The following is a 25,705-nucleotide window of genomic DNA, read 5'->3' on the forward strand; positions in this document are numbered from 1 at the left end:
TGCTTTATTTTGTGGTAATGTCCCAAAGAATCTTTTTAGTACTCTTTTTTGTAACATGTTTTGTTTTTTCGCAGGAAAAAAACAATAACGATTTCTTTGTAGATGCCAATTATTTTTATGGAACTATTCTAAGACACAATAAGGATATTTCACATTTAATAAAAAATCATCCAGACGGTTATATAATAGGTTTCAACAAAAAAACATTCGGATCGCAGCTTTGGCAGCAGGAATATAATTACCCAGATTGGGGTTTTTCTTTTTTATATCATAATCCGCATTACGAAATTTTGGGGGAAAACTATGGGCTTTATGGGCATTTTAATTTTTATTTCTTCCGAAGAAATCTTTTTCTTAGGGTTGCACAGGGACTTACGTATAATACCAATCCGTTTGATATAGATACAAACTTCAAAAACAATGCGTATGGGAGCCACATATTGAGCTCTACATATTTAATGCTGAACTATAACAAACAAAATATTTTTAAAAATTTTGGAGTTCAGGCTGGGATCACTTTAATGCATTATTCGAATGGAAATTTTACCGCGCCTAATTCTAGTACAAATACATTCACTGTAAATTTGGGGGTTCAATATTCTTTTGAAGACGAAGTTGCAAAAAACTATATCTCTGATGCTAGTGCTGAAAATTTTTCAGAGCCTATAAAATACAATTTTGTATTTCGCGGCGGGCTCAATGAAAGCGATTATTTAAACTTGGGGCAGCACCCATTTTTTGTGGTTTCTGCATTTGTAGATAAACGCTTAAGCTATAAAAATACACTTCAAATAGGGACAGATTTTTTCTACTTGCCGTTTCTAAAAAAAGAGACAGAATACCTTTCCATTGCGTTTCCATCATTTGGAGTAAAAGGAGATGAAGATTATAAGCGTGTTGGGGTTTTTGCAGGTCATGAATTGCGTATAAGTGATTTGGCTGTGGTTTCACAAGTTGGGTATTATGTTTATTACCCATATGATTTTGAAGGAAGAATTTATTTTAGAGCTGGTTTGAAGTATTATCTAACCAATAAAATTTTTAGTGCGGTAACTTTAAAGTCACATGGCGCGAAAGTAGAAGGTGTTGAATTTGGCGTGGGTGTTAGATTATAAATTATGAAAAAACTATCATTTTTAGCGGTTATGTTTCTATTGGTTTCCTGTAATTCTGAAAATGCTTGGGATTGCTTACAATCAGCTGGAAATTCTGTTTCAAAGGAATATGAAGTTTTAGATTTTTCAAAAATTAGAATAGAAAACGATATTACGTTGTATTTAAAACAAGGCGATATTCAGGAAGTAGTACTAGAAACTGGCGAAAACCTTTTAAGCGATATTTCCGTATATGTAGAAGACGATACACTAGTGGCCAAGGATCAAAACGATTGTAATTTGGTGAGAGATTACGGGATAACCAAGCTATATGTCACTACGCCAAATATTACTGAAATTAGAAATAGCGCTGCATATGATGTTATTGGAGAAGGAATGCTCACTTTTCCTAAGCTTAGATTAATTAGTAATACTTCGACCGGCCCGGAAACATTTAGAAAAAGCGGCGACTTTTATTTAAGTATTAATTGTGAAGAATTTGTTGTTCAAGCCAATGGGCAAAGTGTTTTTTATATTAGTGGAAAAACGGAAAAAGCAAACTTGAATTTTGCTGATGAAATGCCGCGTTTTGAAGGAAAAGATTTAATGGTGGAAGAACTCACTGTTTCTCAAAGAAGTGCAAACAAAATGCTAGTAAATCCAAGACAGAGTATTGTAGGAAAAATTACGGGCACGGGCGATATTTTAAGCTATAACCTCCCGCCAATAGTGGATGTAAAAGAAATTTTCACAGGGCGGTTATTATTTAAAGATTAATTTATCTTTACCTGCATTGAAAAAAATATGAAACATCTTTTATTCGTCTTTTTACTTTTTCTTTTAAGTTTTTCACTTTATGCACAGGAAAAAGAATTAAAACCTGTTTCCCTAGAGGCTGATTTTTTCTACGGAAGCATTATAGAACACAATCCAGATATTCAGCATTTAATTACGGGCCATCCCACTGGAATGATCCTTTCCTATAATATAAAAACCTATGGTTTTAATGAATGGGAGCGTTTATATAATTATCCAGATTGGGGGTTTTCGGTTGCCTATCAGAATATGCACAATGAATATTTAGGAAATCTAACAGGCGTTTATAGCCATTTAAGCTGGTATTTTTTAAATAGAAATTTAAAGGTTTCTGTAGGAACAGGAGTTGCATATGCTGAGAAGCCTTATGATGCAGAAACTAATTTTATAAACAATGCATATGGAACACAGTTTTTAAGTACGACCTATTTAAAAGGAAATTTTGTTCGTGAAAATATATGGAAAGGATTAGGTTTTCATGCTGGAATTACCCTGTTTCATTATAGTAATGGCAATCTTAAAGCACCAAATAATAGTACAAATACTTTTGCACTAAATGCGGGGCTTAGTTATCAATTAGATTATAAAGAGTTTCCAGAATACATTCCTAAAACAACAGATTCACTTAAAAAAAACTATTCAGAACGAATTAAATACAATTTTGAGTTTAGAGCAGGTTTGAATGAAAGTGATGTGATTGGCCTAGGGCAAGAGCCTTTTTATGAATTTTCAGCCTATGTAGCTAAACGCTTAAGCTATAAAAGCACGATTACAGCTGGTGTAGATGTTTTCTTTTCAACTTTTTTAAAGGAATTAATTAAATATCGTTCCATTGCGTATCCAGAAGATAGTCTTACGGGCGAGGAAGACTACAAGCGCATAGCTGTTTTTGTAGGACATGAGCTGCGGTTTAATAAAATTGCTTTTGTAACCCAATTGGGATATTACGTGTATTGGCCGTATGAATTTGAAAATAGAATATACAGTCGCTTGGGTTTAAAACGTTACTTTTTTAACGATAAAATTTTCGCTACAGTTTCCGTGCATTCGCATTGGGCAAAAGCTGAAGCTATTGAATACGGGATAGGTTTTAGATTGTAAAAACACCTGAGTTTTTTCAGAAATAATAAATATGAAAAAAATAGTTTACATAGTGCTAATATTTCTATTTGTAGGATGCAGTTCAGATAAAAGTTGGGATTGTTTTCAAGAAGCAGGTAATATTGTTCAAACGGAAATAACAGTACAACCGTTTACAAAAATTCTGGTTTGGGAACGTACCAAATTGTTTATTCAACAAGGGGATACACAAAAAGTGGTGGTTGAAACAGGAGAACACCTAATGAATGATGTTGAAGTTTATGTTGTTGATGGAAAACTAGAGATCCATAATAATAATTCTTGCAATTTAACACGTGATTATGGGCTCACAAAAGTGTATGTTACTTCCCCAAATATTACAGAAATTCGAAGCAGTACCGGCTTGCCAATTGAAAGTATTGGCGTGCTGCGGTACCCATCTTTATTACTTTTATCTGATGACCAAAATACTGAAGATGGATACCATACCGACGGAGATTTTATACTAAATGTAGAAACAGAAAATTTAAGTGTAGTTGCTAATGGACTGTCTAAGTTTTATTTAAGCGGAAGGGCAACTAAGGCTAACTACGGGTTTTATGCTAGTGATTCTAGGATGTTTGCGGAAAATCTAATCGTACAGAATCTGTATGTTTTTAATAGAAGTACAGCAGATATGATTGTGAATCCACAAGAATCTATTAGAGGAAAAATTGTGGGCTTGGGCAATGTAATTTCAAAAAACCGCCCTCCAATTGTTGCGGTTGAAACGCTGTATCGCGGTAAACTTATTTTTGAATAGTTAATTCTGAAAATAATTTTTCGAGCGTAGTGTTTTTTTGATGAAGTTGCAGTATTTTCAAACCAGAATCGTGGGCAAAATCGAATACTTTTCCTCTCATATCCTGATCTGTGTCAAAATAAAGTTGATATACAAAACCAATAGTGTTTTCAACTTTTTCAATCTTTGGAAGCTGTCGTAGTGCAACATCTTCAACACGATAATCAAATTCTACTTCAATAATCTGTTGTTTGTTGTTCTTTAAGTCTTGAAGTTTTTTATCAAGCACAATTTTCCCTTTATTAATAATTATCACGCGGTCACAAACGGCTTCAACTTCTTGCATAATGTGGGTGGAAAGTAACACTGTTTTTTCTTGCCCAACATTTTTTATAAGTTGTCTAATTTCAATTAATTGGTTTGGATCCAAACCTGTAGTTGGCTCATCGAGAATTAACACTTCTGGATCGTGTAATAAGGCATTTGCAAGCCCCACTCGTTGGCGATACCCTTTTGAAAGTTGATCGATTTTTTTGTTTGCTTCAGCTGTTAAACCTGTTTTTTCGATAACAGAATCTACTTCACTTTTAGGGATTTTATAAATTCCGGCATTAAAAAGTAAGTATTCTCTTACATACATGTCTAGGTATAGGGGATTGTGTTCGGGTAAATAACCTACACTTTTTTTAACCGCAATAGGGTCTTTGTTTACATCAAATCCGTTTACAATGGCCACGCCATCTGAAGCAGGAATGAATGTGGTTAAAATCTTCATCATCGTAGATTTTCCGGCACCATTCGGGCCTAAAAAGCCAACAATTTCACCTTTTTCAATAGCAAATGAAATAGTATCCAGCGCTTTTTGTTGGCCGTACTTTTTGGTTATATTTTCTACTTTAATTGACATAATTCTTATAAGTTGAACAAAGTTACATAAATAAAAAAATGAAAAAAGTCTTTTCTGTTTTTAAGAATTAACTACTTTAGCAATCTATTAGAACACAATGAACAAAACTTTTACTTTCAACAATTTTTGGTATTTCTATTTTATAGATAGAACCGGGTATGTTGTATAGTTAATCCAAACATAAAACATTTAAAGTCCCGGAAATTATTTCCGGGACTTTTTTTTTAATCTAAATTCTAAAACAATGAACTTAAAAGTAGCAATGCATGGAATAGAAAGTTCGTTTCACCATCAAGCGGTTGAAAAGCTTTTTCCAAATGAAGAAATAACTCTTTTAATGTGCGATTCCTTTGAAAAAGTTACCAATGCAGTAAATAATTCTATGGCAGATTATGGTGTAATTGCCATAGAAAACACAATTGTAGGCTCCATATTGCCCAATTATTCACTTATTGATACGGGGGCTTTTGAAATTTTGGCCGAGACAGTCTTAAACATTCAGATGTATGTTATGGCTTTGGAAACAGAATCTATTCACGATATAAAAGAAATACATTCACATCCTGTAGCTTTGTTACAGTGCAGCGAATACCTTCAAAAATTTCCACCGCAGTTTAAAATAATTGAAGGGAAGGATACTGCTTCAGAAGCAAAAAAAATTAAAGATCAAAACCTTTTAGGGGTAGCTGCAATTGCCGGGAAACAAGTGGCTGAAAAGTTTGGACTTAAAATATTAGATAGTAATATTCAGGATATTAAAGAAAACCATACGCGCTTCGTACTTTTGGGTAAAAAAGAAAAGCAGAGAGTAAAAAAAGCCAATAAAGCTTCTTTAAAGTTTGAATTGGACCATAATGTGGGAAGTTTAGGTAATGTGCTTAGTCTTTTAACGACTTTCAATATAAACTTAACCAAAATACAATCGCTTCCTATAGTTGGAAAACCTTGGCAGTATGCATTTTTTGTAGATGTGGTTTTTGACGATGATAATTTCTTTTTTGAAGTGATGGAAATATTAAAGAAAACAGTGAAAGAATTAAAAATATTGGGAGTATACCAACACGATGAAACAACTGTGGAAACCCAATTTTCAAATGCAAGAATAAATGGAAAACAATAAAACCCTTCGGAATTGGCTAAACAAAATGGAATTGGCCCACCCATTAGTAATTGCTGGACCTTGCAGTGCAGAAACGGAAGCGCAAGTGCTTAAAATTGCACATCAGTTAAAAGAAACCGATGCTACCGTTTTAAGAGCGGGTATTTGGAAACCCAGAACCCGCCCAGGTAATTTTGAGGGCGTAGGGGCTTTGGGGTTAAAATGGTTGCAAAAAGCAAAACAAGAAACTGGATTAATGACTGCAACGGAAGTTGCGAATGCCAATCATGTAGCTTTGGCTCTAGAACATGATGTAGATATTCTTTGGGTAGGAGCACGCACAACGGTTTCTCCATTTATTGTACAGGAAATTGCCGATGCGTTAAAAGGAACTGAAAAAATTGTTTTAATAAAAAATCCAGTGAATCCAGATTTAGCATTGTGGTTGGGTGCTGTAGAACGTTTTTATGAATCTGATGTTAAAAACCTGGGGGTAATTCACCGTGGTTTTTCAACCTATGAAAAGACGCGCTATAGAAATAATCCGGAATGGCAAATACCGATTGATTTACAAAATAAATTTCCAGATTTACCACTTATTTTAGATCCTTCGCATATTGCAGGCCGGAGAGATATAATATTTGAGCTCTGCCAAACCGCCTTAGATTTAAATTTTGACGGCTTAATGGTAGAAACTCATTTTGATCCAGACAATGCTTGGAGCGACGCTGCACAGCAAATAACGCCACAAACTCTAGACCAAATGACGGTAGATTTACGCATCAGAAAGCAAGAAGGGGATGCGGTTGAATTTAAAAATAAGTTGAATACGTTGCGTACAAAAATCGATGTTTTAGACCACCAACTTATAGAATCTCTTGGTAAACGAATGAAGATTGCAGATGATATTGGTGCTCTGAAAAAGAAAAATAATGTAGCCATTCTTCAAACAAAAAGATGGAATGAGGTTTTAGGAAAAATGATATTGGAAGGGGAGGAAAATAAATTAAGTGAAGAATTTATTCTAAAAATATTCAAGGCTATTCATCAAGAGTCGATTAATCATCAGAAAAAAATTATTAATGATTGAAAAGTTTTGCAACTTTGTGCAATGAAAGGACTTGTCTATAAATCTACTGGAAGTTGGTATTCAGTAAAAGCTGAAGATGGAAATTTTTACGATTGCCGTATTAAAGGTAAATTCCGTATTGGGGGTATTAAAAGTACAAATCCAGTTGCGGTAGGCGATCATGTAGATTTTCAAGTTGAAAAAAAAGGAGATGAAACAGTGGGGGTTATCTCACATATTGATGAAAGAGATAATTACATCATTCGAAAGTCGGTAAACCTTTCAAAGCAAACGCATATAATCGCAGCTAATATTGACGTTGCTTTTTTGTTAATCACCCTAAACAACCCCCCCACGTTTACAACTTTTATAGATCGTTTTTTAGTTACTGCAGAGGCATATCATATTAAAGCTGTTTTACTTTTCAATAAAGTAGACACCTATACGGATGATGAATTGTTGGAAATAAAGTTTCTCGCAGCTCTGTATCGGAAAATTGGGTATGAATGTATTGGGATTTCAGCAATTACTGGAAAAAATATCGATAAGGTTAAAACGTTAATGCATGATAAAGTAACCATGTTTTCTGGTCATAGTGGGGTAGGAAAATCTACTTTAATAAATACGTTAGAGCCCGGTTTAAGCTTAAAAACTTCAAAAATTTCAGAACAGCATTTACAAGGGCAACACACCACAACTTTTGCAGAAATGTTCGATCTTTCTTTTGGGGGGCAAATTATAGACACCCCTGGAATTAAAGGTTTTGGCGTTGTGGAAATGGATAAAGAAGAACTGGGAGCTTATTTCCCAGAATTTTTTGAACTAAAAGAAAATTGTAAATTCAATAATTGTTTGCATATCGAAGAACCGCATTGCGCCGTAAAAGAAGCTTTGGAAAATGAAGAGATAGCTTGGTCACGTTATAAAAGTTACCTGCAGATTATAGAAGGTGAGGAAGAACACTTCCGAAAAGATATTTATGAAAAATAAAAATTGAAAAGAAAGGTATTGGGGAGAAATATTTTTTCTAACGATTTAATTATATATAAAATGCGTGTTTTAATTCAAAGAGTGAAAAAAGCTTCTGTAGCGATTGAAGGAGAAATAGTTTCCGAAATAAATCAAGGCTTGCTTATTTTATTGGGAATTGAAACCGAAGATACTCAAGAAGACATCGACTGGTTGGCTGGAAAAATTACGCGATTACGTATTTTTTCAGATGAAAACAATGCAATGAATCTTTCTGTACACGATATAGCTGGGGATTGTTTAGTAGTAAGCCAATTTACACTGCATGCAAATACAAAGAAAGGAAACCGACCTTCTTTTATAAAAGCAGCCAGGCCAGAAGTTGCTATTCCGCTGTATAAAAAATTTGTACTTCAATTAGAAAAGGAAACCTCACGGAAAATAAAAACGGGAACTTTTGGGGCTATGATGGATGTAGCCTTAATTAATGACGGGCCAGTTACCATTTGGATGGATTCAAAAAACAGAGAATGATGTTTAACGTTTTATTAACCTTTTAAAATTTTATATATTGGCACCTAATTAAAAGCGTTTATGAAAACCATCTTATGTTTCGTATTTCTGTTTTGCTCGGTTAGCATGTATGCTCAAAAAGAATACAATATAACGTCTGTAAATGCAGAGTTAATGGAGTATGCTAATAGTGTTTTAATCGATGAATTGGTGGAGATGGATGTTAGCGATATTAATAAACTGAAAATAAAAAAACGTCGTGTTGTAGCAGTTCTTAACAAAATAGGGGATGAGGATACTAACCTTTATGAATTTTATGATGAAAATTCACGTGTAAAAAATGCTGAAGCTTGGGTTTATAATTCTTTTGGTAAAGAAATAGCACATTTTAAAAAGAAGGAATTTATTGATGTAAGCCGAACAGGAAGTAATATTTATAGTGATGATCGCGTACTCTATTTAAAGTACACACCTACTACTTATCCTTATATTGTAGTTTACGAAAGTGAAACCGAAACTGGTGATTCTGCATTTCTAGACTCTTGGATCCCGTTGAAAGGTTATGCTGAAAGCACTCAGAAAAGTGTTTTAAAATTAAAATACAACCCTTCAAACAAACCAAAATACAAACCTCATAATATAGAAGGATATGATATTTCAATTGCTGAAGAAGTAAATGAACTTATCTTTTCAGCTACCAATTTAAAAACAATTCGGTATGAGGAACACAGTCCTTCTATAAGCACTATTTTACCACATGTTACTATAGCACTCGATGTTTTTAAGCTAAAAGGAGAAACAGGTTCAGGTAAAGATTGGGAGCAATTTGGAAGTTGGATGTATAAAAACCTTCTTTCTGACGTGCGTGATTTACCTGAAGGAACTTTGGCTCGCGCAAAAAGTCTAGTCGCTAATGAAACAACCAATGAAGGGAAAGCTCGAAAAATATACCAATACCTTCAAGACAAAGTTCGTTATGTGAGTATTCAGATTGGTATTGGTGGGTGGAAACCAATGCTTGCTTCCGATGTTGATAAGCTTAGTTATGGCGACTGTAAAGCGTTGACAAACTACACCAAGGCTATGCTTGATGCGGTAGGGGTGCCGTCGTATTATACCATTTTATACGGAGATACTGCGGAAAGAGATATTACTTCAGATTTTACTTCACTTCAAGGAAATCATATGATTCTTGCAATTCCGGACGAAGACAAAATAACCTGGCTAGAATGTACCAGTCAAGATTTACCTTATGGTTATTTAGGTGATTTTACGGATGATAGGGATGTGTTGCTTATTACTCCTGAAGGTGGAAAAATTGCCCATACCGCGGTATATGAAACTGAAAATAGTAGCCAAACAAATACTGCAAGGGTAAAAGTAGCTGCAGACGGAAAAGTGTTGGTAGATTTTCAAAGTATTTCAAAAGGACTTCAATATGAAGATAAATATTTACTTCCGAAGAAAAAACAAGACGATATAGACGCATATTTTAAAAACCGATGGAGCTATATCAATGGGTTTTCAATAGATGCTATTGAATTTAACAACGATCGTGAAAATGTTGTGTTTACTGAAAAATTATCGCTTTCCATCCCTAATTACGCAAACCCTGTAGGGGATGATTTTTTGTTCTGCGCTAATATTTTCAATCAAAATAAATACATTCCACCGCGAATTGAAAATAGAAAACAAAATCTTTATATAGGTTTCGGGTATGTGGATGATGATATTATTGAAGTTGAAATTCCTGAAAATTTTAATGTTGAAACACTCCCAGAAGCTTCAGTTCTAGAAACGAAATTTGGGAGGTATGAAATGAATTATAGTAAAGCAGAAGGGAATTTATTAATTTACACTAGAAAATTACTTATTAATAAAGGAGAATATCCATCTTCAGAATATGAAAATTATCGTGATTTTTTAAGATCCATAGCAAGATTAGACAAGACAAAAATACTGTTAAAACAAAATATCCAATAAACACCTATTCAAATGAAAACACGTATACTTTCAGCAATTACGGTACTATTCTTTATGAATATTTCTATTGCACAAAATTATAAATTCGGAAAAGTGTCTAAAGAAGAAATACTTCAGAAAGAACACCCGTCTGAACCAACCGCAGATGCCGCAGTGCTTTATCGTGAAACTAAGACCGATTTTCAATATACACAAGATGCAGGTTGGTATATGGTGACAGATTATTTTGAGCGAATTAAAATTTATACTAAGGAAGGTTTTGATTGGGCAAATGCGACTATAAATATTTATAAAGGAGATGGTGAAGATAAACTTCTTGGATTGAGAGGGTATACGTACTATCTTGGTGCCGATGGGAAAGTAGAAGAGGTAAAATTGAAAAACGATGGTATTTTTGAAGAAGAAACCAGTAAATATTTAACACAAACAAAAATCACCATGCCAGATGTTCGTGAAGGTTGTGTTATTGAGTACAAATACACGATCAATTCACCTTTTATCTTTAATATAGATGAATTTAGATTTCAGGAAACCATTCCGGTAGATAAACTAAAAGTGCTTTTTACCACCCCGGAATATTTTGTGTATAAAACGCACCAAAGAGGCTGGGTTCCTTATAAGGTTGATTCTGAAACAAGGGAGCGTACAATGAGTTATAGGCAAACAACACAGGATATTAGGGCATTTCAAGGCGCAGGAATTCCAGAAACTACAACGCGAGAGGTTAAATTTAATGAAGACACCTATACTGTAGCTTTAGAAAATGTTCCAGCACTTAAGGAAGAATCGTATGTAGGTAATTTAAATAATTATACGACGGCACTTCAATTTGAGATGAGTTATATAGATTTTCCTGGCTCACCGCTGAAAACATACGCCACAACATGGGAAGACGTTTCTAAAAGTATTTACCGAGTAGATGAATTTGGAACAGAGCTGAAGCGAACCAATTATTTTGAAGATGCTATAGACAAGCTATTAAGTGGTGTTTCAAATCCTGAAGATAAAATAAGTCGTATTTTTTCATATGTTTTGAATAAAATGAATTGGAACGGTTATAACGGTTATTATTCAAACGAAGGGCTTAAATCTGCATATAAAAAAGGTTCTGGAAATGTAGCAGACATTAATTTAATGTTGGTAGCGATGTTGCGTCATGCAAACCTTGATGCAAATCCAGTATTAGTGAGTACAAAAAAACATGGCATCCCTTTGTTTCCTACGCGTAACGGCTTTAATTATGTTATTGCAGCGGTTGATCTTCCTTCAGGAACGTTACTATTAGATGCAACCAATAAAGATGCTGAGATAGGCGTTTTAAAATCGAATATATTAAACTGGCAAGGGCGTGTTATTAAGCGAGATGGCACTTCTGCTTGGGTATCTTTAAGTTCAATAATTCCTGCGGTACAAAGTTCAATGGTAAATGCGGAAATTAAGCCAGATATGTCTATTTCAGGAAAAAATCAAAGCAGATTTACAGGAAATTATGCATTTAAATATCGAACGGAATACAAAAGTTTAAATGAAGATGCACAGCGAAAAGCATTAGAAAAAGATACTGACCAAGCAGAACTTGCGAATGTAAGTTTTGAAAATTTAAGCACACTTGGCAAACCAGTTTCTTTGCAATATGATTTTGAGTCATTAGATGCTGTAGAAGATGTAGCGGGCAAATTATATTTCTCACCATTGGTTTTTATGGCAACCAAGGAAACGCCTTTTAAGCCAGATACGCGCCAGTATCCTATTGATTATGGATTTCCAATCAAGAATCGATATATTGTAAACATTGCATTGCCTGAAGGATATGTTGTAGAGTCAATGCCCGAAAATGCAGTGTTTAATTTAGGTGAAAACGTGGGAAGTTACCGTTATTTAATTTCACAAGTAGGGAATAAATTGCAACTTTCAGTGGAGTTTTCAATAAACAAATCGTTTATTGCTGCTGAAGAATATGGGAATTTGAAAAAATTCTATGAGCTTTTAATTGCGAAGGAAAACGAAAAAGTAATTCTCTCAAAAGCATAATGGATATAAAAAACGCACAGTTAGCAGTTGATTCTTGGATAAAGGAACACGGTGTTCGTTACTTTAATGAACTCACAAATATGGCGCAACTTACAGAAGAAGTAGGCGAGGTGGCGCGTATTATTGCTCGGCGCTATGGCGAGCAGAGTGAAAAAGAATCAGACAAAGCTAAAGATTTAGGAGAGGAACTTGCAGATGTTATTTTTGTAGTTTTATGCCTTGCAAACCAAACAGGGATAGATTTAGAAAAGGCTTTTGAAAAGAAACTGGATTTAAAAACCAAACGCGATCACGATAGGCACCACGCAAATAAAAAACTAAAATAAATGTTTAAAAAGGTTATAAATACAAAAGGATTTTGGAAATCGGTATGTTTTTTAGCAATTGCTTTTGCGGTAGTTTTTGCACTCATTAAATGGGCAATCGAAGGTTTTTCAATGGCGTATTTCACTGAAAGAAATCCACTAATGTTTATAACCACCTTATTATTAGCAGGCTTTGTTTATGGCTTTTTTGTAACCTTCGGAAAGTTTAGATCAAAACTTCGCGAAAAAGAATCTAGGCGATGAAAGCCATTTTAAAACCTGGAACTTCTCCGAATAAACCGATACCCATCAACATTAGCGGTTCAAAAAGTGAATCGAATAGAATGTTGATCCTTCAGGCTCAATTTCCGAATATTTTAATTAAAAATATATCTGAAAGCGACGATACAAAAGCCTTGCAAGAGGGGATAAAAGTGTTTAATGGCACTGTAGATGTGCATCATGCAGGTACGGCAATGCGTTTTCTTACTGCGTATTTTGCGGCAAAAAAAGGAGCTCAAATAACGCTTACAGGGAGTAAGCGTATGCAGGAAAGACCAATCGGAATATTAGTAAATGCCCTAAAAAGTTTGGGTGCAGATATTGAATACCTTAAAAATGAAGGTTTTCCACCATTAAAAATAAAAGGAACTACACTTAAAAAAAGTGAAGTAAAAATGAAAGCGGATGTAAGCAGCCAATATATTTCAGCCTTAATGCTTGTAGCACCAATGCTTTCCAACGGACTTCGTATTATTTTGGAAGGAAAAACAACATCGATTCCATATATTGAAATGACGCTTTCCCTTTTAAAACAGCTGGGGATAAAAGGTGATTTTAATAAAAATGAAATAATAGTTCCGGCAACAAAAAAAATAGGAGATAAAACTTTAATTGTAGAATCAGACTGGAGTTCAGCTTCCTATTTTTATAGCTTAGTTTCGCTTTCAGAAAACTTTAAAATGGTTCTCAGAAGTTTTTCAGGAGCAAGTTTGCAAGGCGATTCCGCTTTGGTTCAAATTTATGAAACCTTAGGAGTACAAACTGTTTTTAATGATTTAGAAAAGACTATTTCGCTTTCTAAAACACACACAGCCTTGCCAGATACCTTAATGCTTGACTTGGCTAATACTCCAGATTTGGCGCAAACCATTGCCGTAAGCTGTTTTGGATTGGGCATTGGTTGTAATCTTTCAGGACTTCACACCTTAAAAATTAAAGAAACAGATAGGCTTTTGGCTTTAAAATGCGAATTAGAGAAGTTGGGGGCTAAAATTCAAGTGGATGACAGCGCTTTGATGCTTCAAAAAACAACAAAAATGAATGCAGCTGTGTCTATTGAAACATATCAAGACCACCGAATGGCCATGGCATTTGCACCACTTGCTTTAAAAACAAACATTGTTATAAATGAAGCTGAGGTGGTTTCAAAATCGTACCCTAATTTTTGGAATGACCTTCAACATACGGGTATCTTTTGCGAATTTTTGTAACTATTTCCTTCCTATATGTGTTTGTAAGAGGCTTGAGTGCACCTAAAACTCACACTTTGAGGATTGCTGCGTGAAATAAACCTTCATTTACTTGACAACGCCTATTCTGAGGTTGTATATTTGCAGCCTTTTAAAAATATAAAGACACGACGAATTATGGGAATGAAACTTTCAAATTTCAGCTTTAATCTTCCAGAGGAATTATTAGCAGAATATCCAGCTCCAAATAGAGATGAAGCACGTTTAATGGTACTAAACCGAAAGGAAAAAACCATTGAACACAAAACTTTTAAAGATCTTATTGATTATTTTGAGGAGGATGACGTATTAGTAACTAATAATACCAAAGTTTTCCCAGCACGTTTATTCGGAAATAAAGAAAAAACAGGTGCCCGGATTGAAGTTTTTCTTTTGAGAGAATTGAATTCTGAAACCCGTCTTTGGGATGTTTTAGTAGATCCAGCACGAAAAATTAGAATTGGTAATAAACTCTATTTTGGGGATGATGAAACATTGGTGGCTGAGGTTATCGATAATACAACATCGCGTGGAAGAACACTGCGTTTTCTTTTTGATGGTTCGTATGAGGAGTTTCGTAATAAATTGACAGAACTTGGAGAAACGCCACTTCCTAAATATATAAAAAGAGAAGTAGAACCTGAAGATGCAGATCGTTACCAAACTATTTTTGCTAAAAATGAAGGTGCTGTTGCCGCCCCAACTGCGGGCTTGCATTTTTCGAAGCACTTGTTGAAACGTCTTGAAATTAAAGGGGTAAATGTTGCTGAGGTTACACTTCACGTAGGTTTAGGGACTTTTAGCTCTGTGGAAGTTGAAGATCTTTCAAAACATAAAATGGATTCTGAGGAAATGAGTATCGATCAAAAAGCGGTGGATATTATTAATACAGGAATTCAAAGAAAAAAACGAGTATGTGCCGTTGGTACCACTGCAATGCGTGCTTTGGAAAGTTCGGTTTCTTCAAATCATTCATTAAATACTTTTTCAGGGTGGACTAATAAATTTATTTTTCCTCCGTATGATTTTAGTATTGCAAACGCAATGGTTACAAATTTTCATACACCAAAATCTACTTTGTTGATGATGGTCTCTGCATTTGCTGGACACGATTTTATTAAAGAAGCGTATGCCGAAGCAATTAAAGAAAAGTATAGATTTTATACTTATGGAGATGCAATGTTGATTATCTAAAAAGAAAAACACTTAGTTATAAAAATCCCGATATATCGGGATTTTTTATTTTACAAGCGTTTGGTTTTCAAATGTCAAAATAAAAATATATATTAGTCTATTGAAAATTACTCAGTTATTCGAATGAAGAAAACGATACTTTTATTCATTTTATGTATTTCTTTTTTCACTGCCTTTTCTCAGGGTGGCGGAAATGATACGCCTGCAAGCTGGGATTTATATTTAGATGAAGTTCCTAGAATAATTAAGCTACCTAGTTTAGACTTTAATAAGATACGGTTACAGGATAGTATTAACGACCTAGATAAATCTATGCCTTGGCGATATGGTATTCAAAGGCAGGTTAATTTAAATATGCAAACAGGTGGCCTCTGGACCAACTTGCCAGATGGAGGAAAAATATGGAGAGCTACAATCCAATCTCCTGGCGCTTTAAATTTAAGTGTTAATTTTGATGACTTTTTTTTACCCTTAGGTTCCAGGCTTCAACTTTATAATAACGACCGTACTGATATTACTTCAACATTTACAAGTAATCAGAATCAAGAAGCAGGGCAATTAGGCACTTGGTTTGTGGAAGGTGATGTTATTTGGATAGAATATTATCAGCCACCACAAAGTATAGCTTCCCCGAGGCTTCAGGTGAATAACGTTATTCATGGGTATAGAATGGGAAGAGTGAATACGTTATTTGATGGTAATCGCGGAATTAACGATTCTGGAGATTGTAATTATGATGTAAACTGCGCTATCGGAAATGATTTTGATTCTAAAAAAGATTTAGTGAAAAAAGCAGTGGCACTCTTAAATTTAGGAAACGGCCATTTATGTTCTGCAGCGCTTACTAATAATACGAGAAACGATAAAACCCCTTATTTATTAACAGCAAACCATTGTTTGGAAAACAGCAATCCAGCACTTTGGACAATCCGTTTTAATTGGGTAAGCCCAACACCTGTCTGTGGTACTGAAGGTGAAAGTGGTAACTTACAAACAAATTTTACAGTTAGTGGCGCAGAATTGAAAGCAAAAAATAGCCTGAGTGACTTTGCGCTGGTAAAACTTTTTGACCCCATTCCAGAATCTTGGGATGTTGCCTTTGCAGGTTGGGATAACTCTGATGCTAATCCGCAGTTTGAGGTGGGAATACACCATCCCAATGGCGATATCATGAAAATAACTCGGGACGATTCTGGGGCGCAAAAAGATGATGCCAACGGCACACAAGTTTGGCTTATTGGAGGTGGAGCACACGGTACAGGAGATGGATGGGAAATTGGAACTACAGAGAGTGGTTCGTCTGGCTCTCCACTTTTTAATGAAAACGGAAGAATAATTGGCCAACTATATGCAGGTCAGTCAGCTTGTGATGGTTATGAAAATAATAAGGACTACGATATTTATGGTAGGTTTGGTGTTTCCTGGAATAGCGGCAACACACCAGCTACCAGACTAATGGATTGGTTAGATCCTTTAAACACAGGGCAAACTACTATTGAAACACTTCAAAATTTACTGAACTTGCCTGATTTTCAATTAATAGGGGACCTTAAAATTTATCCAAATCCTGCAAATACCAATATTACAGTGATGAATAATAGGTATCCACATTTGTCATACCAATTTACAAATGCTTTAGGCCAACACATTCACTCAGGTTCATTGTCCAATACAATGAATACTATTGCAGTCGAGAATCTTTCAGAAGGAGTTTATTTTCTTCATTTGGTAGATGAGGATAGCAATGATTCTGTTACCAAGAAAATAATAATTAAACGATAAACCAACCATAATTCTAAATTAAGTAAAGCCTCTATTCTGAAAAGAAAAGAGGCTATTTACTTTAAAATATGGTAATTTTGCGCCATGGTTTCAGAAAAAAAAGACATACGCGCACTTTCAAAAGAAGAACTGAGAAGTTTTTTTGAGAGTATAGGTGATAAAGCCTTCCGTGGGACACAGGTTTACGAATGGCTTTGGAGTAAAGGCAGTCATAGTTTTGATGATATGACTAATATTTCAAAAGAAACTCGGGCGCATTTAAAGGAAAACTTTGTAATTAATCATATAAAAGTTGATCACCTTCAAAAAAGTAATGATGGAACCATTAAGAATGCCGTAAAACTTCATGACGGTTTGGTGGTTGAATCGGTTTTAATTCCAACAAAAAAAAGGACTACAGCCTGTGTCTCTTCACAAGTGGGTTGTAGTTTGGATTGCACTTTTTGTGCTACTGCTAGACTAAAAAGAATGCGCAACCTAAATCCAGATGAAATCTATGACCAGGTAGTCGCGATAGATCGTGAAAGTAAATTGTATCACAACAAGCCCCTTTCAAACATTGTTTTTATGGGAATGGGCGAGCCCTTGATGAATTATAAAAACGTATTGGCGTCTATTGAAAAAATTACTTCAGAGGAAGGGCTCGGGATGTCGCCAAAACGAATTACGGTTTCTACTTCTGGTGTGCCAAAAATGATTAAAAAACTGGCTGATGACGAAGTGAAATTTAATCTTGCTGTTTCGTTGCATTCTGCAATTCAAGAAACACGTGAACAAATTATGCCTTTTGCAAAGAGTTTTATATTAGAAGACCTTCGGGAAGCATTAGAGTATTGGTACGCTAAAACAAAGCGTAAAATAACATATGAATACATTGTTTGGAAAGGTATAAATGATAAATGGGTGGATATAGAGGCGCTTGTTACTTTTTGCAAATACGTGCCTTGTAAAGTAAATATTATTGAATACAATCCTATTGATGATGGCCACTTCCAGCAAGCTTCTGCTACAGCAATTGATGATTACCTTCAGGCATTAGAACACGACCGAATTCCGGTAACCGTTCGCCGAAGCCGCGGAAAAGATATAGATGCTGCTTGCGGGCAGTTAGCAAATAAACAATAAAAAGAGCGGCAATTTGCCGCTCTTTTTATAAAACTAAAATAAGGGAAATTAGTTTTTTACAATTTTAACGCTCTTAGTAGTTCCATTAATAGTTACGGCAGTAATATAAACGCCAGCTTGTAATCCTGAAAGGTTAATTACTTCATTAGTGCTCGAAAGTTTTTCTGTAAAAACTTGCTGACCGAGTAAATTATGAATTGAAACATTTTCCATTGAAGTATTTGCAATAAGATTTAATTGATTGTTTGTAACAAAATGTTTGAAACCTTCAAAATTATTATCAGCTACTCCCGCGGTAGAGCCCATATCTCCTGCTTCAATACCTTCATTGGCTACAGTATTAATTGCATAGTCTTTTATAGTTATACTTGAAGCATCAGCAGGAATATCCATTCTTACCCATCCATAAAATTGATCGGTACCTATGCTAATACGAAGGCCTAAATATTTATCTACTTGCCCATCGCACCATTGGCTGTTTGTATAAGCACAACCTTGCCAGTTTAAGGTTTGATAGTTTGAATTTGTAATCCAAGTTAATTGCGTATCATCAATAAGATCTCCTTCACTTAAAGCAAAGGGATAGTTATAGTTTCCTCCATTTATTCCTAATATAGAACCATAGTTTGAAGTGTAAACCCTTGCTGTTGTTCCGGGTATTGCGCCAGAGAATACTCCGTCGTTACTAATTTCAAAATCAGTAGCTGAATCTCCATTTAAATCTAATAAGAATCTTGTTCCGGTTAGTACTTCATCAGGATCTACATCTGTATATTCAATTTGCCCTGCAGCATCAGAAACTCAGGCAATTGCAAGTGCTAAAGCACCATACGAAGCTATTCTCTTATTAAAAGATTTTTGAGTATTTTTTTTCATAATTTAGAGGTGTGTTTAAGTTCGATCCTAAATAAGAACTTTATTAATATTAAATTCGCTTATAAAAATATAACTTTATTGTCAAAATTCCAAAAAATATGAATAATAAAAACCCAACGACTGGAGTTCCAGTTGAAATAACTATTGAAGGATCGTTAGGTCTCTTAGCATTAGGCGATATTGGTTTGCGAGAATGGAGAAAAGTAAGAAACGAATTACAAAAAACAAAGATTGATGAAGAAGAATAAATTGGTGTTAATTGGTTGGGATGCGGCAGATTGGAAAATAATTGGACCGCTTTTAGCAAAAGGTGAAATGCCTTCCTTAAAAAAACTAATTGATGAAGGAGTGTATGGCAATATGAGTACTATGAACCCACCTTACTCACCTATGCTTTGGACAAGTGTTGCAACTGGAAAAACTCCAGATAAGCATGGTGTCTTAGGGTTTATAGAATTAGCTCCAGATTTAAAAGGTGTGCGGCCAGTGACTACAAACTCTAGAAAAACAAGAGCAATATGGAATATACTTCACAATAAAGGGTATAAAAGTAATTTAGTAGGCTGGTGGCCTAGTTTCCCTGCAGAACCAATTAATGGGGTAGTTATTTCTGAGAAATTTCAAAAAATTCAGAAAGATCCAAAAAAAAAGAATCCAATTCATCCTGATGCAATTCATCCGAAAAAATTTGTACAAAAAATAAGAGACCTACGATTACGGCCTTATGAGGTAACTGGGCAGCATGTACTTCCTTTTGTGCCAAATGCAGCTCAAATAAATCAAGAAAAAGATCAATCATTATCAACATTTTCAAAAATACTCGCTGAAAACGTTTCTGTTCATTCTGCTGCAACATATACAATGGCGAATACGGAGTGGGATTTTATGGCTGTATATTACGATATGATAGATCATTTTTGCCATGCTTTTATGAAATACCATCCTCCAAAATTAAAAGAGGTGCCGCTAAGGCATTATGAATTATATAAAGATGTAATTGTAGGTGCTTATAAATTTCAAGATATGATGCTGGGACGTATGTTAGATCTTATTGATGAAGATACTACGGTGGTTGTTGTTTCAGACCATGGGTATGAATCTGGAGCTAACAGAATTCTGGAAATGCCAAAATACCCTGCAGCTCCAGCATTGGAACATAGACAATTTGGAATGTTTGTAGCTAAAGGGCCAAATATTAAGAAGAATGAGAAGGTTTTTGGTCTCGGTTTAATTGATATAGCTCCTACTCTTTTGCATCATTACGGGTTGCCTGTTGGGGAAGATATGGACGGGAAAGTAGCTTTAGATATATTTAAAGACCCAGGAGAAGTTCAATATATTAAAAGTTGGGATGAGGAGAGTGGAGATTTTGGAGAGTTGCTAAAAGAGCGGGAAACGGATCAACTTACCGACAATGAAACTATGGAGCAATTAATTGAATTGGGTTATATAGAGCGTCCTGAAGAAAAAATTGAAGATGCAATTTTAAAAACCCGATGTGATCTAAAACATAATTTGGCTCGGGTGTACCTTGGTAAAAAAGATTATGAAGAAGCGCGGAGAATTTTATTAGAATTAATTCTAGAACCTGAACCAATAGACCTCATTCCATATTATATGGACTTGTTAACGATCGAAATTAAGTTTTCGAATTTTGATAAAGCTCAGGAGTATTTAGACAAGCTTCGTAGTTTAAATGATGAATTTAAACACACAACTTATTTTGCTGAATCGCGAATTCTTCTTGGGAAAGGAGATATAAAGGGGGCTTTAGAACTTTTAATGAATGCTAAAGAACGTAAATCTAGCCCCGAAATATGGTTTCAAATAGCGAAACTCTATAGAAGAACAAGTCAATTTGAAAAAGCTAGAGCTGCTTTTGAAAAAACAATTGAACTTGAAAGTGATAGGGCGAAATATCATACCGGACTTGCCGAAGTTTTAGTTAGATTGGGCGAATATGAAGAAGCTGCAGAAACAGCCCTAACGAGTATTGAATTAGTAAAATATTACCCTGAAGCCCATTATACGCTTGGGGAAGCCTTAGAAAAACTAGGGGATTTTGAAAATGCAAAATTAGCATACGAAACGGCAAAACGCTTAAAACCTAAAACCTATCATAGAGCTGAAAAAGCACTTGAAAATATTGAGGAAAAACTTTTAAGTCCACTCGAATTAAAGGATAAGGAGTCAAAAAAATATAGGAAAGATCAAATCGTTTTAGTATCTGGTTTGCCACGTTCAGGCACGTCTTTAATGATGCAAATGTTAGATAAGGGAGGGATAAATACCCTCACTGATGGAAAAAGAGCGGCAGACGAATCAAACCCAAAAGGATACTATGAGTACGAAGCTGTTATGGCATTGCATAAAGATAATTCCTGGATGGAAAAGGCACAAAATAAATCATTAAAAGTAGTGGCTCCTTTATTAAAGCATATAAACCCCGAATTTAGGTATAAGATAATTTTTATGAAACGTGATTTGGACGAAGTGATAAAATCCCAACAAAAAATGATTGGTAAACGCACTGATACTTTGCCTATTTCTTTGTTGAATGCCTATCAAGAGCAATTAAACCATATTGAGGTCTGGAAAGAAAGAGAGCCTGGGGTGGAGTTAGTTTATATTGACTATAAAGAAGTTTTAGAAAGTCCAAATAAAATGCTGGATAAGATAGAAGCATTTATTGGATTGCCTTTAAATAAAGTAGCAATGGGTCGTTGTATAGATAAATCCCTTTATCGAAATAAATCAGAATAAGAAAATTGATAAAAGTGATCGTTTGTAAAAGAGCGGCAATTTGCCGCTCTTTTTTTAGTAGATAGTACACTTATTACCTTGAGAAACCATAAAAATCCTATTTCTATTTCAAAAAGCATCAATGTCACCTAAAAAAAAGAGCTAAAACCATCGTCCATTTTTAACTATCTTTGGGCCTTAATGAAGATAGTATCTCGCATAAAACTTCCCATTGAAAATGAAATGGAGCTTTTTGAAAAAAAGTTCTCCAATTCTATGGCTTCCAAAGTATCGCTTCTAAATAGAATTACGCATTATGTGGTAAATCGTAAAGGAAAACAGATGCGCCCTATGTTTGTATTCCTAATTGCAAAAATGACAGGGAATGGCGAGGTAAATGAACGTACGTATCGCGGCGCATCCGTCATAGAGCTTATACACACAGCAACATTAGTACACGATGATGTGGTAGACGACAGCGATCGCCGCCGTGGTTTTTTTAGTATAAATGCACTTTGGAAAAATAAAATCGCCGTTCTTGTAGGCGATTACCTCCTCTCGAAAGGTTTGTTGCTTTCCATTGATAATGATGATTTCGATTTATTAAAAATAATCTCGGTTGCTGTTCGTGAAATGAGCGAGGGCGAATTATTACAAATTGAAAAAGCCCGCAGGCTGGATATTACAGAAGAGATCTACTTCGAAATAATTCGTCAAAAAACAGCAACTTTAATTGCAGCTTGTTGTGCAATGGGCGCCCGTTCGGTAATGGCAACAGATGGAGAAGTAGAAAAAATGCGCCAATTTGGTGAACTCATCGGTACCGCCTTTCAAATAAAAGACGATCTTTTCGATTACGGAAATGAACACATCGGGAAACCTACGGGCATCGATATTAAAGAGCAAAAAATGACGCTTCCTTTAATATATGCTATAAATAATGCTACTTCCGAAGAAAAAAAGTGGTTAATCAATTCCGTTAAAAATCACAATAAAGATAAAACACGCGTAAACGAAGTTATTTCATTTGTAAAAGAAAATGGAGGCCTTGATTATGCCGTTTCCAAAATGAAGGAATACCAACAACAAGCACTCCAGCTTTTAGAAACCTACCCAACTTCCCCTTATAAAGAATCTTTAGAATTGATGGTGAATTATGTTATTGACCGAAAAAAGTAGCGTTTCTACTGCGCATAGTAGCAATTTACAGGGTCTTCTTGGGTGCAACTAACACATGGTTTCTAAATGGTAAAAACTTTTTTTCACCTTTAGGCAACCCTATTTCAAAAACCTGCGTCTATTAAAATAGAAGCGTTAAAAAGCGAAGCGTATTTTGAAAATTATACCCTTACATAAAAATTATTCTAAGTTGATTGCCCAGGCGTCTAAGGGAGACCGTCGTGCACAACACCAATTGTTTGAGCTTTTCTCACCAAAAATGATGGGGGTTTGCAGACAGTATTTAAAGAATAACGATTTGGCGGAAGAAGTAATGCTCTCTGGTTTTTTAAAAATGTTTACACACTTAAAAGATTTTAAAAACGAAGGAAGTTTTGAAGGTTGGATTCGAAGAATAATGGTAAACGAAAGTATTTCCCAACTTCGGAAGGACAAAAAACTAAATTTTATTTCTGAAACGGAACTTGAAAATGTTGCTGCACATTCCACTTTTATTGAAACGGAGCTGGAAGTAAATGAAATTCAAAAATTGATTGACAGCCTACCCGATGGTTATAAAACAGTTTTTGTGTTGTATGCAGTTGAAGGCTATAAACACAGTGAAATTGGCGAACTGCTTCAAATAAGTGAGAATACGTCAAAAACACAACTTTTTAAAGCGCGAAGAATGCTTCAAAACAGGGTCAATAAACAAAATAATTTAAGTTATGGCACCAATTAAACTAGAGGATAATATCCGTGAAAAACTGGAGGCAAGAGCGTTAAAGCCTTCCGCGGATGCATGGAAAAAGCTGGAAGTAAAACTGGAAGCCAGTCAGCCAAAAAAGAAGAAAGTACAATGGTATTACGTTGCAGCAAGCTTTGTTGGGTTTTTAATTTTAGCTTCAACTTTCTTTAATAAAAACAGCGTTGAAGTAAATACAGAAATAGTTAATGAAACTATTGATAAGCAGCTTTTAAAGACGCCTTCTGAAATAATTTCAAACAATACAGAAACAGTTGAAATTGCTGCCGAGGAAAAAAATAAACCTAAAATTGAAAGTGATAATTCTGACGAAAAAGAACACGTTTATAAAGTACCACCTCAAGGGAAATCTGAAATAGACAAAAAGATTAAAAACGCGTCACCTTTGGCAAAAGTTTCAACCGAAGAAGCGAAAAAACCTGTTGTAGAAGAAACGCGAAGCCTTTCAGCTGAAGAAATACTTATTAATACTAAAATTGATGAAGTTGTAGCATCGGCAAAAAAGTTAAAAGAAAATAATCAGGAAGTATCGGTAGCAGAAGTTGAGTTGCTATTAAACAACGCCCGCCGTGAAATCCAAACACAACGAATTTTAAACAGCCCAAAAGTAGATGCTACAGCACTTTTGCAGGATGTGGAATGGGAGCTTGAAAAAAGTTTTCGGGATAAAGTTTTCGATGCCCTCGGCGAGAGTTTTAATAAAATAAGAACGGCTGTTTTAGAACGGAATAATTAAAACCACAAGCCTAATCAGCACTGCGAATAATTAATTTATTCACTACTAAATATCATTCATCAATAATCAAAAATCGAACAAAATGAAATCATTAATTACCTTAAGCTCAGCTTTGACAATTTGGATATTAACCACTACTTATAGCTATGCACAAAACCCTCCAGATTGGACAAAAGCTGAAGTTGAACAACTGAATTCTTTAAAAGAGCAAATAATACAGGAAGAAAAGGACGGTTTAAAAAAAGAAGTAGAAAATATAAACGCTCGGTTACAAAATGAAGTAATTTCAGAAGCGGAAGCAGAAACTTTAAAGCAAGCAGCAGCAGAAAAGCATGCACTAAACATTGAAAATAGAATTGCTATTGTTGACAATCAATTGGCTTTGATAAACCGTAACGGAATAGATTCTACAAAGATTAAAGGGACAAGTATTATTTTGGGTATTGGCAGAGAGGATTCAGACAACGATCGGGTATTTGGAATACACGTTAAAAGTGGTTCTGCTAAAAAAATAAAAAAATACGACCGACGTACCACTTCAGATATTGTTTTTGCATTTGGTTTAAACAATGTAGTTACCGAAGGTGAATCTTTGGAAGATTCAGATTTTAAAGTTGCTGGAAGTCGTTTTGCAGAACTAGGATGGGCTTGGAAAACACGGGTTTTTAAAAATACCAATTGGTTAAGACTTAAGTATGGGCTGTCTGTGCAGTTTAATGGATTGAAGCCTACGGAAAATCGCTTTTTTGTAGACACAGGAGAACAAACCGAACTTCAAGTACATCCCTTAGATTTGGATAAATCTAAATTTAGAATGGACAATTTGGTGGTGCCAGTACACTTTGAATTTGGGCCTTCAAAAAAAATTGAGCACGACGATTATTTTCGATATTCAACAAATAATAAAGTAAAAATTGGTTTGGGGGGCTATGCTGGGATAAATTTGGGTGTGCGTCAAAAATTAAAGTTTGAAGAAAATGGCAAGGATGAAAAATTAAAACTCAAATCTGAATACAATACAAATAGTTTTATCTACGGTCTTAGTGGCTATATAGGCTGGCAGGGCGTTGCGCTTTATGCAAAATATGATTTAAATACACTATTCAAAAACAATGGGTTGGACCAACGTAATGTTTCCTTGGGTTTAAGATTTGATATGGATTAGCCA

At 34.9% G+C, this 25,705-nt stretch carries 24 protein-coding genes; 22 read left to right on the plus strand and 2 right to left on the minus strand.

The features are described 5' to 3' along the window. Positions 1-17: 17 nt before the first annotated feature. From ABJ955_RS08455 to ABJ955_RS08470, 4 genes are read left to right on the plus strand one after another with little or no spacing between them, the layout of a single operon-like run. Entirely contained in the window at positions 18-1,115 is a 1,098-nt protein-coding gene (locus ABJ955_RS08455) for an acyloxyacyl hydrolase (RefSeq protein ID WP_347374150.1), read from the plus strand. 3 nt (positions 1,116-1,118) lie between these two features. Then, the gene (locus ABJ955_RS08460; RefSeq protein ID WP_347374151.1) at positions 1,119-1,871 is read left to right on the plus strand and encodes a head GIN domain-containing protein; all 753 of its coding nucleotides are present in this window, start codon (positions 1,119-1,121) and stop codon (positions 1,869-1,871) included. 27 nt (positions 1,872-1,898) lie between these two features. Continuing rightward, positions 1,899-3,011, plus strand: coding sequence for an acyloxyacyl hydrolase (locus ABJ955_RS08465; RefSeq protein WP_347374152.1), 1,113 nt, complete (start codon positions 1,899-1,901; stop codon positions 3,009-3,011). A gap of 31 nt (positions 3,012-3,042) precedes the next feature. Continuing rightward, complete coding sequence (locus tag ABJ955_RS08470; protein ID WP_347374153.1) at positions 3,043-3,792, plus strand: head GIN domain-containing protein; 750 nt, start codon at positions 3,043-3,045, stop codon at positions 3,790-3,792. On the opposite strand, the gene gldA is transcribed toward ABJ955_RS08470, so the two are convergent. Continuing rightward, entirely contained in the window at positions 3,779-4,678 is a 900-nt protein-coding gene (gene gldA / locus ABJ955_RS08475) for a gliding motility-associated ABC transporter ATP-binding subunit GldA (protein WP_347374154.1), read from the minus strand. The genes ABJ955_RS08470 and gldA overlap by 14 nt on opposite strands. A 244-nt stretch (positions 4,679-4,922) precedes the next feature. Between gldA and ABJ955_RS08480 the strand changes: the two genes are divergently transcribed. From ABJ955_RS08480 to rlmN, 12 genes are all read left to right on the plus strand, one after another. After that, positions 4,923-5,798: a prephenate dehydratase domain-containing protein gene (locus tag ABJ955_RS08480; RefSeq protein ID WP_347374155.1), complete on the plus strand. Its 876-nt coding sequence runs from the start codon at positions 4,923-4,925 to the stop codon at positions 5,796-5,798. Next, complete coding sequence (locus tag ABJ955_RS08485; RefSeq protein ID WP_347374156.1) at positions 5,785-6,867, plus strand: bifunctional 3-deoxy-7-phosphoheptulonate synthase/chorismate mutase type II; 1,083 nt, start codon at positions 5,785-5,787, stop codon at positions 6,865-6,867. The genes ABJ955_RS08480 and ABJ955_RS08485 overlap by 14 nt, the downstream gene beginning before the upstream one ends. 21 nt (positions 6,868-6,888) lie before the next feature. Continuing rightward, complete coding sequence (gene rsgA / locus ABJ955_RS08490; protein ID WP_347374157.1) at positions 6,889-7,836, plus strand: ribosome small subunit-dependent GTPase A; 948 nt, start codon at positions 6,889-6,891, stop codon at positions 7,834-7,836. A gap of 60 nt (positions 7,837-7,896) precedes the next feature. Continuing rightward, the gene (dtd, locus tag ABJ955_RS08495; RefSeq protein WP_347374382.1) at positions 7,897-8,349 is read left to right on the plus strand and encodes a D-aminoacyl-tRNA deacylase; all 453 of its coding nucleotides are present in this window, start codon (positions 7,897-7,899) and stop codon (positions 8,347-8,349) included. A 60-nt stretch (positions 8,350-8,409) separates the two neighbouring features. Further along, positions 8,410-10,311 (plus strand): DUF3857 domain-containing protein, encoded by a 1,902-nt coding sequence (locus ABJ955_RS08500; protein WP_347374158.1) that lies wholly within the window; start codon positions 8,410-8,412, stop codon positions 10,309-10,311. 12 nt (positions 10,312-10,323) lie between these two features. Continuing rightward, complete coding sequence (locus ABJ955_RS08505; protein ID WP_347374159.1) at positions 10,324-12,342, plus strand: transglutaminase domain-containing protein; 2,019 nt, start codon at positions 10,324-10,326, stop codon at positions 12,340-12,342. Next, complete coding sequence (locus tag ABJ955_RS08510) at positions 12,342-12,668, plus strand: nucleotide pyrophosphohydrolase (protein ID WP_347374160.1); 327 nt, start codon at positions 12,342-12,344, stop codon at positions 12,666-12,668. The genes ABJ955_RS08505 and ABJ955_RS08510 overlap by 1 nt, the downstream gene beginning before the upstream one ends. Further along, positions 12,669-12,911: a hypothetical protein gene (locus tag ABJ955_RS08515; RefSeq protein ID WP_347374161.1), complete on the plus strand. Its 243-nt coding sequence runs from the start codon at positions 12,669-12,671 to the stop codon at positions 12,909-12,911. Next, positions 12,908-14,140, plus strand: a complete 1,233-nt coding sequence (locus ABJ955_RS08520) for a 3-phosphoshikimate 1-carboxyvinyltransferase (protein WP_347374162.1) — start codon at positions 12,908-12,910, stop codon at positions 14,138-14,140. Before ABJ955_RS08515 ends, ABJ955_RS08520 begins: the two co-directional genes overlap by 4 nt. 162 nt (positions 14,141-14,302) lie before the next feature. After that, positions 14,303-15,352: a tRNA preQ1(34) S-adenosylmethionine ribosyltransferase-isomerase QueA gene (gene queA / locus ABJ955_RS08525; protein WP_347374383.1), complete on the plus strand. Its 1,050-nt coding sequence runs from the start codon at positions 14,303-14,305 to the stop codon at positions 15,350-15,352. 123 nt (positions 15,353-15,475) lie between these two features. Continuing rightward, positions 15,476-17,134, plus strand: coding sequence for a T9SS type A sorting domain-containing protein (locus ABJ955_RS08530; RefSeq protein ID WP_347374163.1), 1,659 nt, complete (start codon positions 15,476-15,478; stop codon positions 17,132-17,134). Positions 17,135-17,218: 84 nt separating this feature from the next. Further along, the gene (gene rlmN / locus ABJ955_RS08535; RefSeq protein WP_347374164.1) at positions 17,219-18,259 is read left to right on the plus strand and encodes a 23S rRNA (adenine(2503)-C(2))-methyltransferase RlmN; all 1,041 of its coding nucleotides are present in this window, start codon (positions 17,219-17,221) and stop codon (positions 18,257-18,259) included. Positions 18,260-18,307: 48 nt separating this feature from the next. Here the strand turns inward: rlmN and ABJ955_RS08540 are convergent, their stop codons facing one another. Then, positions 18,308-18,652, minus strand: a complete 345-nt coding sequence (locus tag ABJ955_RS08540) for a T9SS type A sorting domain-containing protein (RefSeq protein ID WP_347374165.1) — start codon at positions 18,650-18,652, stop codon at positions 18,308-18,310. 581 nt (positions 18,653-19,233) lie between these two features. Between ABJ955_RS08540 and ABJ955_RS08545 the strand changes: the two genes are divergently transcribed. From ABJ955_RS08545 to ABJ955_RS08570, 6 genes are all read left to right on the plus strand, one after another. Further along, on the plus strand, positions 19,234-19,383 hold the full coding sequence (locus tag ABJ955_RS08545) for a hypothetical protein (RefSeq protein WP_347374166.1): 150 nt from the start codon (positions 19,234-19,236) through the stop codon (positions 19,381-19,383). After that, positions 19,370-21,898 (plus strand): alkaline phosphatase family protein, encoded by a 2,529-nt coding sequence (locus tag ABJ955_RS08550; RefSeq protein ID WP_347374167.1) that lies wholly within the window; start codon positions 19,370-19,372, stop codon positions 21,896-21,898. The genes ABJ955_RS08545 and ABJ955_RS08550 overlap by 14 nt, the downstream gene beginning before the upstream one ends. Before the next feature lie 180 nt (positions 21,899-22,078). Then, positions 22,079-23,056, plus strand: coding sequence for a polyprenyl synthetase family protein (locus ABJ955_RS08555; protein WP_347374168.1), 978 nt, complete (start codon positions 22,079-22,081; stop codon positions 23,054-23,056). 154 nt (positions 23,057-23,210) lie between these two features. Further along, positions 23,211-23,777, plus strand: coding sequence for an RNA polymerase sigma factor (locus ABJ955_RS08560; protein WP_347374169.1), 567 nt, complete (start codon positions 23,211-23,213; stop codon positions 23,775-23,777). Next, a complete protein-coding gene (locus tag ABJ955_RS08565; protein ID WP_347374170.1) occupies positions 23,764-24,537 on the plus strand; it encodes a hypothetical protein in 774 nt (257 codons plus the stop codon). Before ABJ955_RS08560 ends, ABJ955_RS08565 begins: the two co-directional genes overlap by 14 nt. Positions 24,538-24,619: 82 nt before the next feature. Further along, a complete protein-coding gene (locus tag ABJ955_RS08570) occupies positions 24,620-25,702 on the plus strand; it encodes a hypothetical protein (RefSeq protein ID WP_347374171.1) in 1,083 nt (360 codons plus the stop codon). Positions 25,703-25,705: the final 3 nt, after the last annotated feature.

The sequence above is a fragment of the Aequorivita sp. Q41 genome (genome assembly GCF_039831855.1).
In the GTDB taxonomy this organism is placed as follows: domain Bacteria; phylum Bacteroidota; class Bacteroidia; order Flavobacteriales; family Flavobacteriaceae; genus Aequorivita.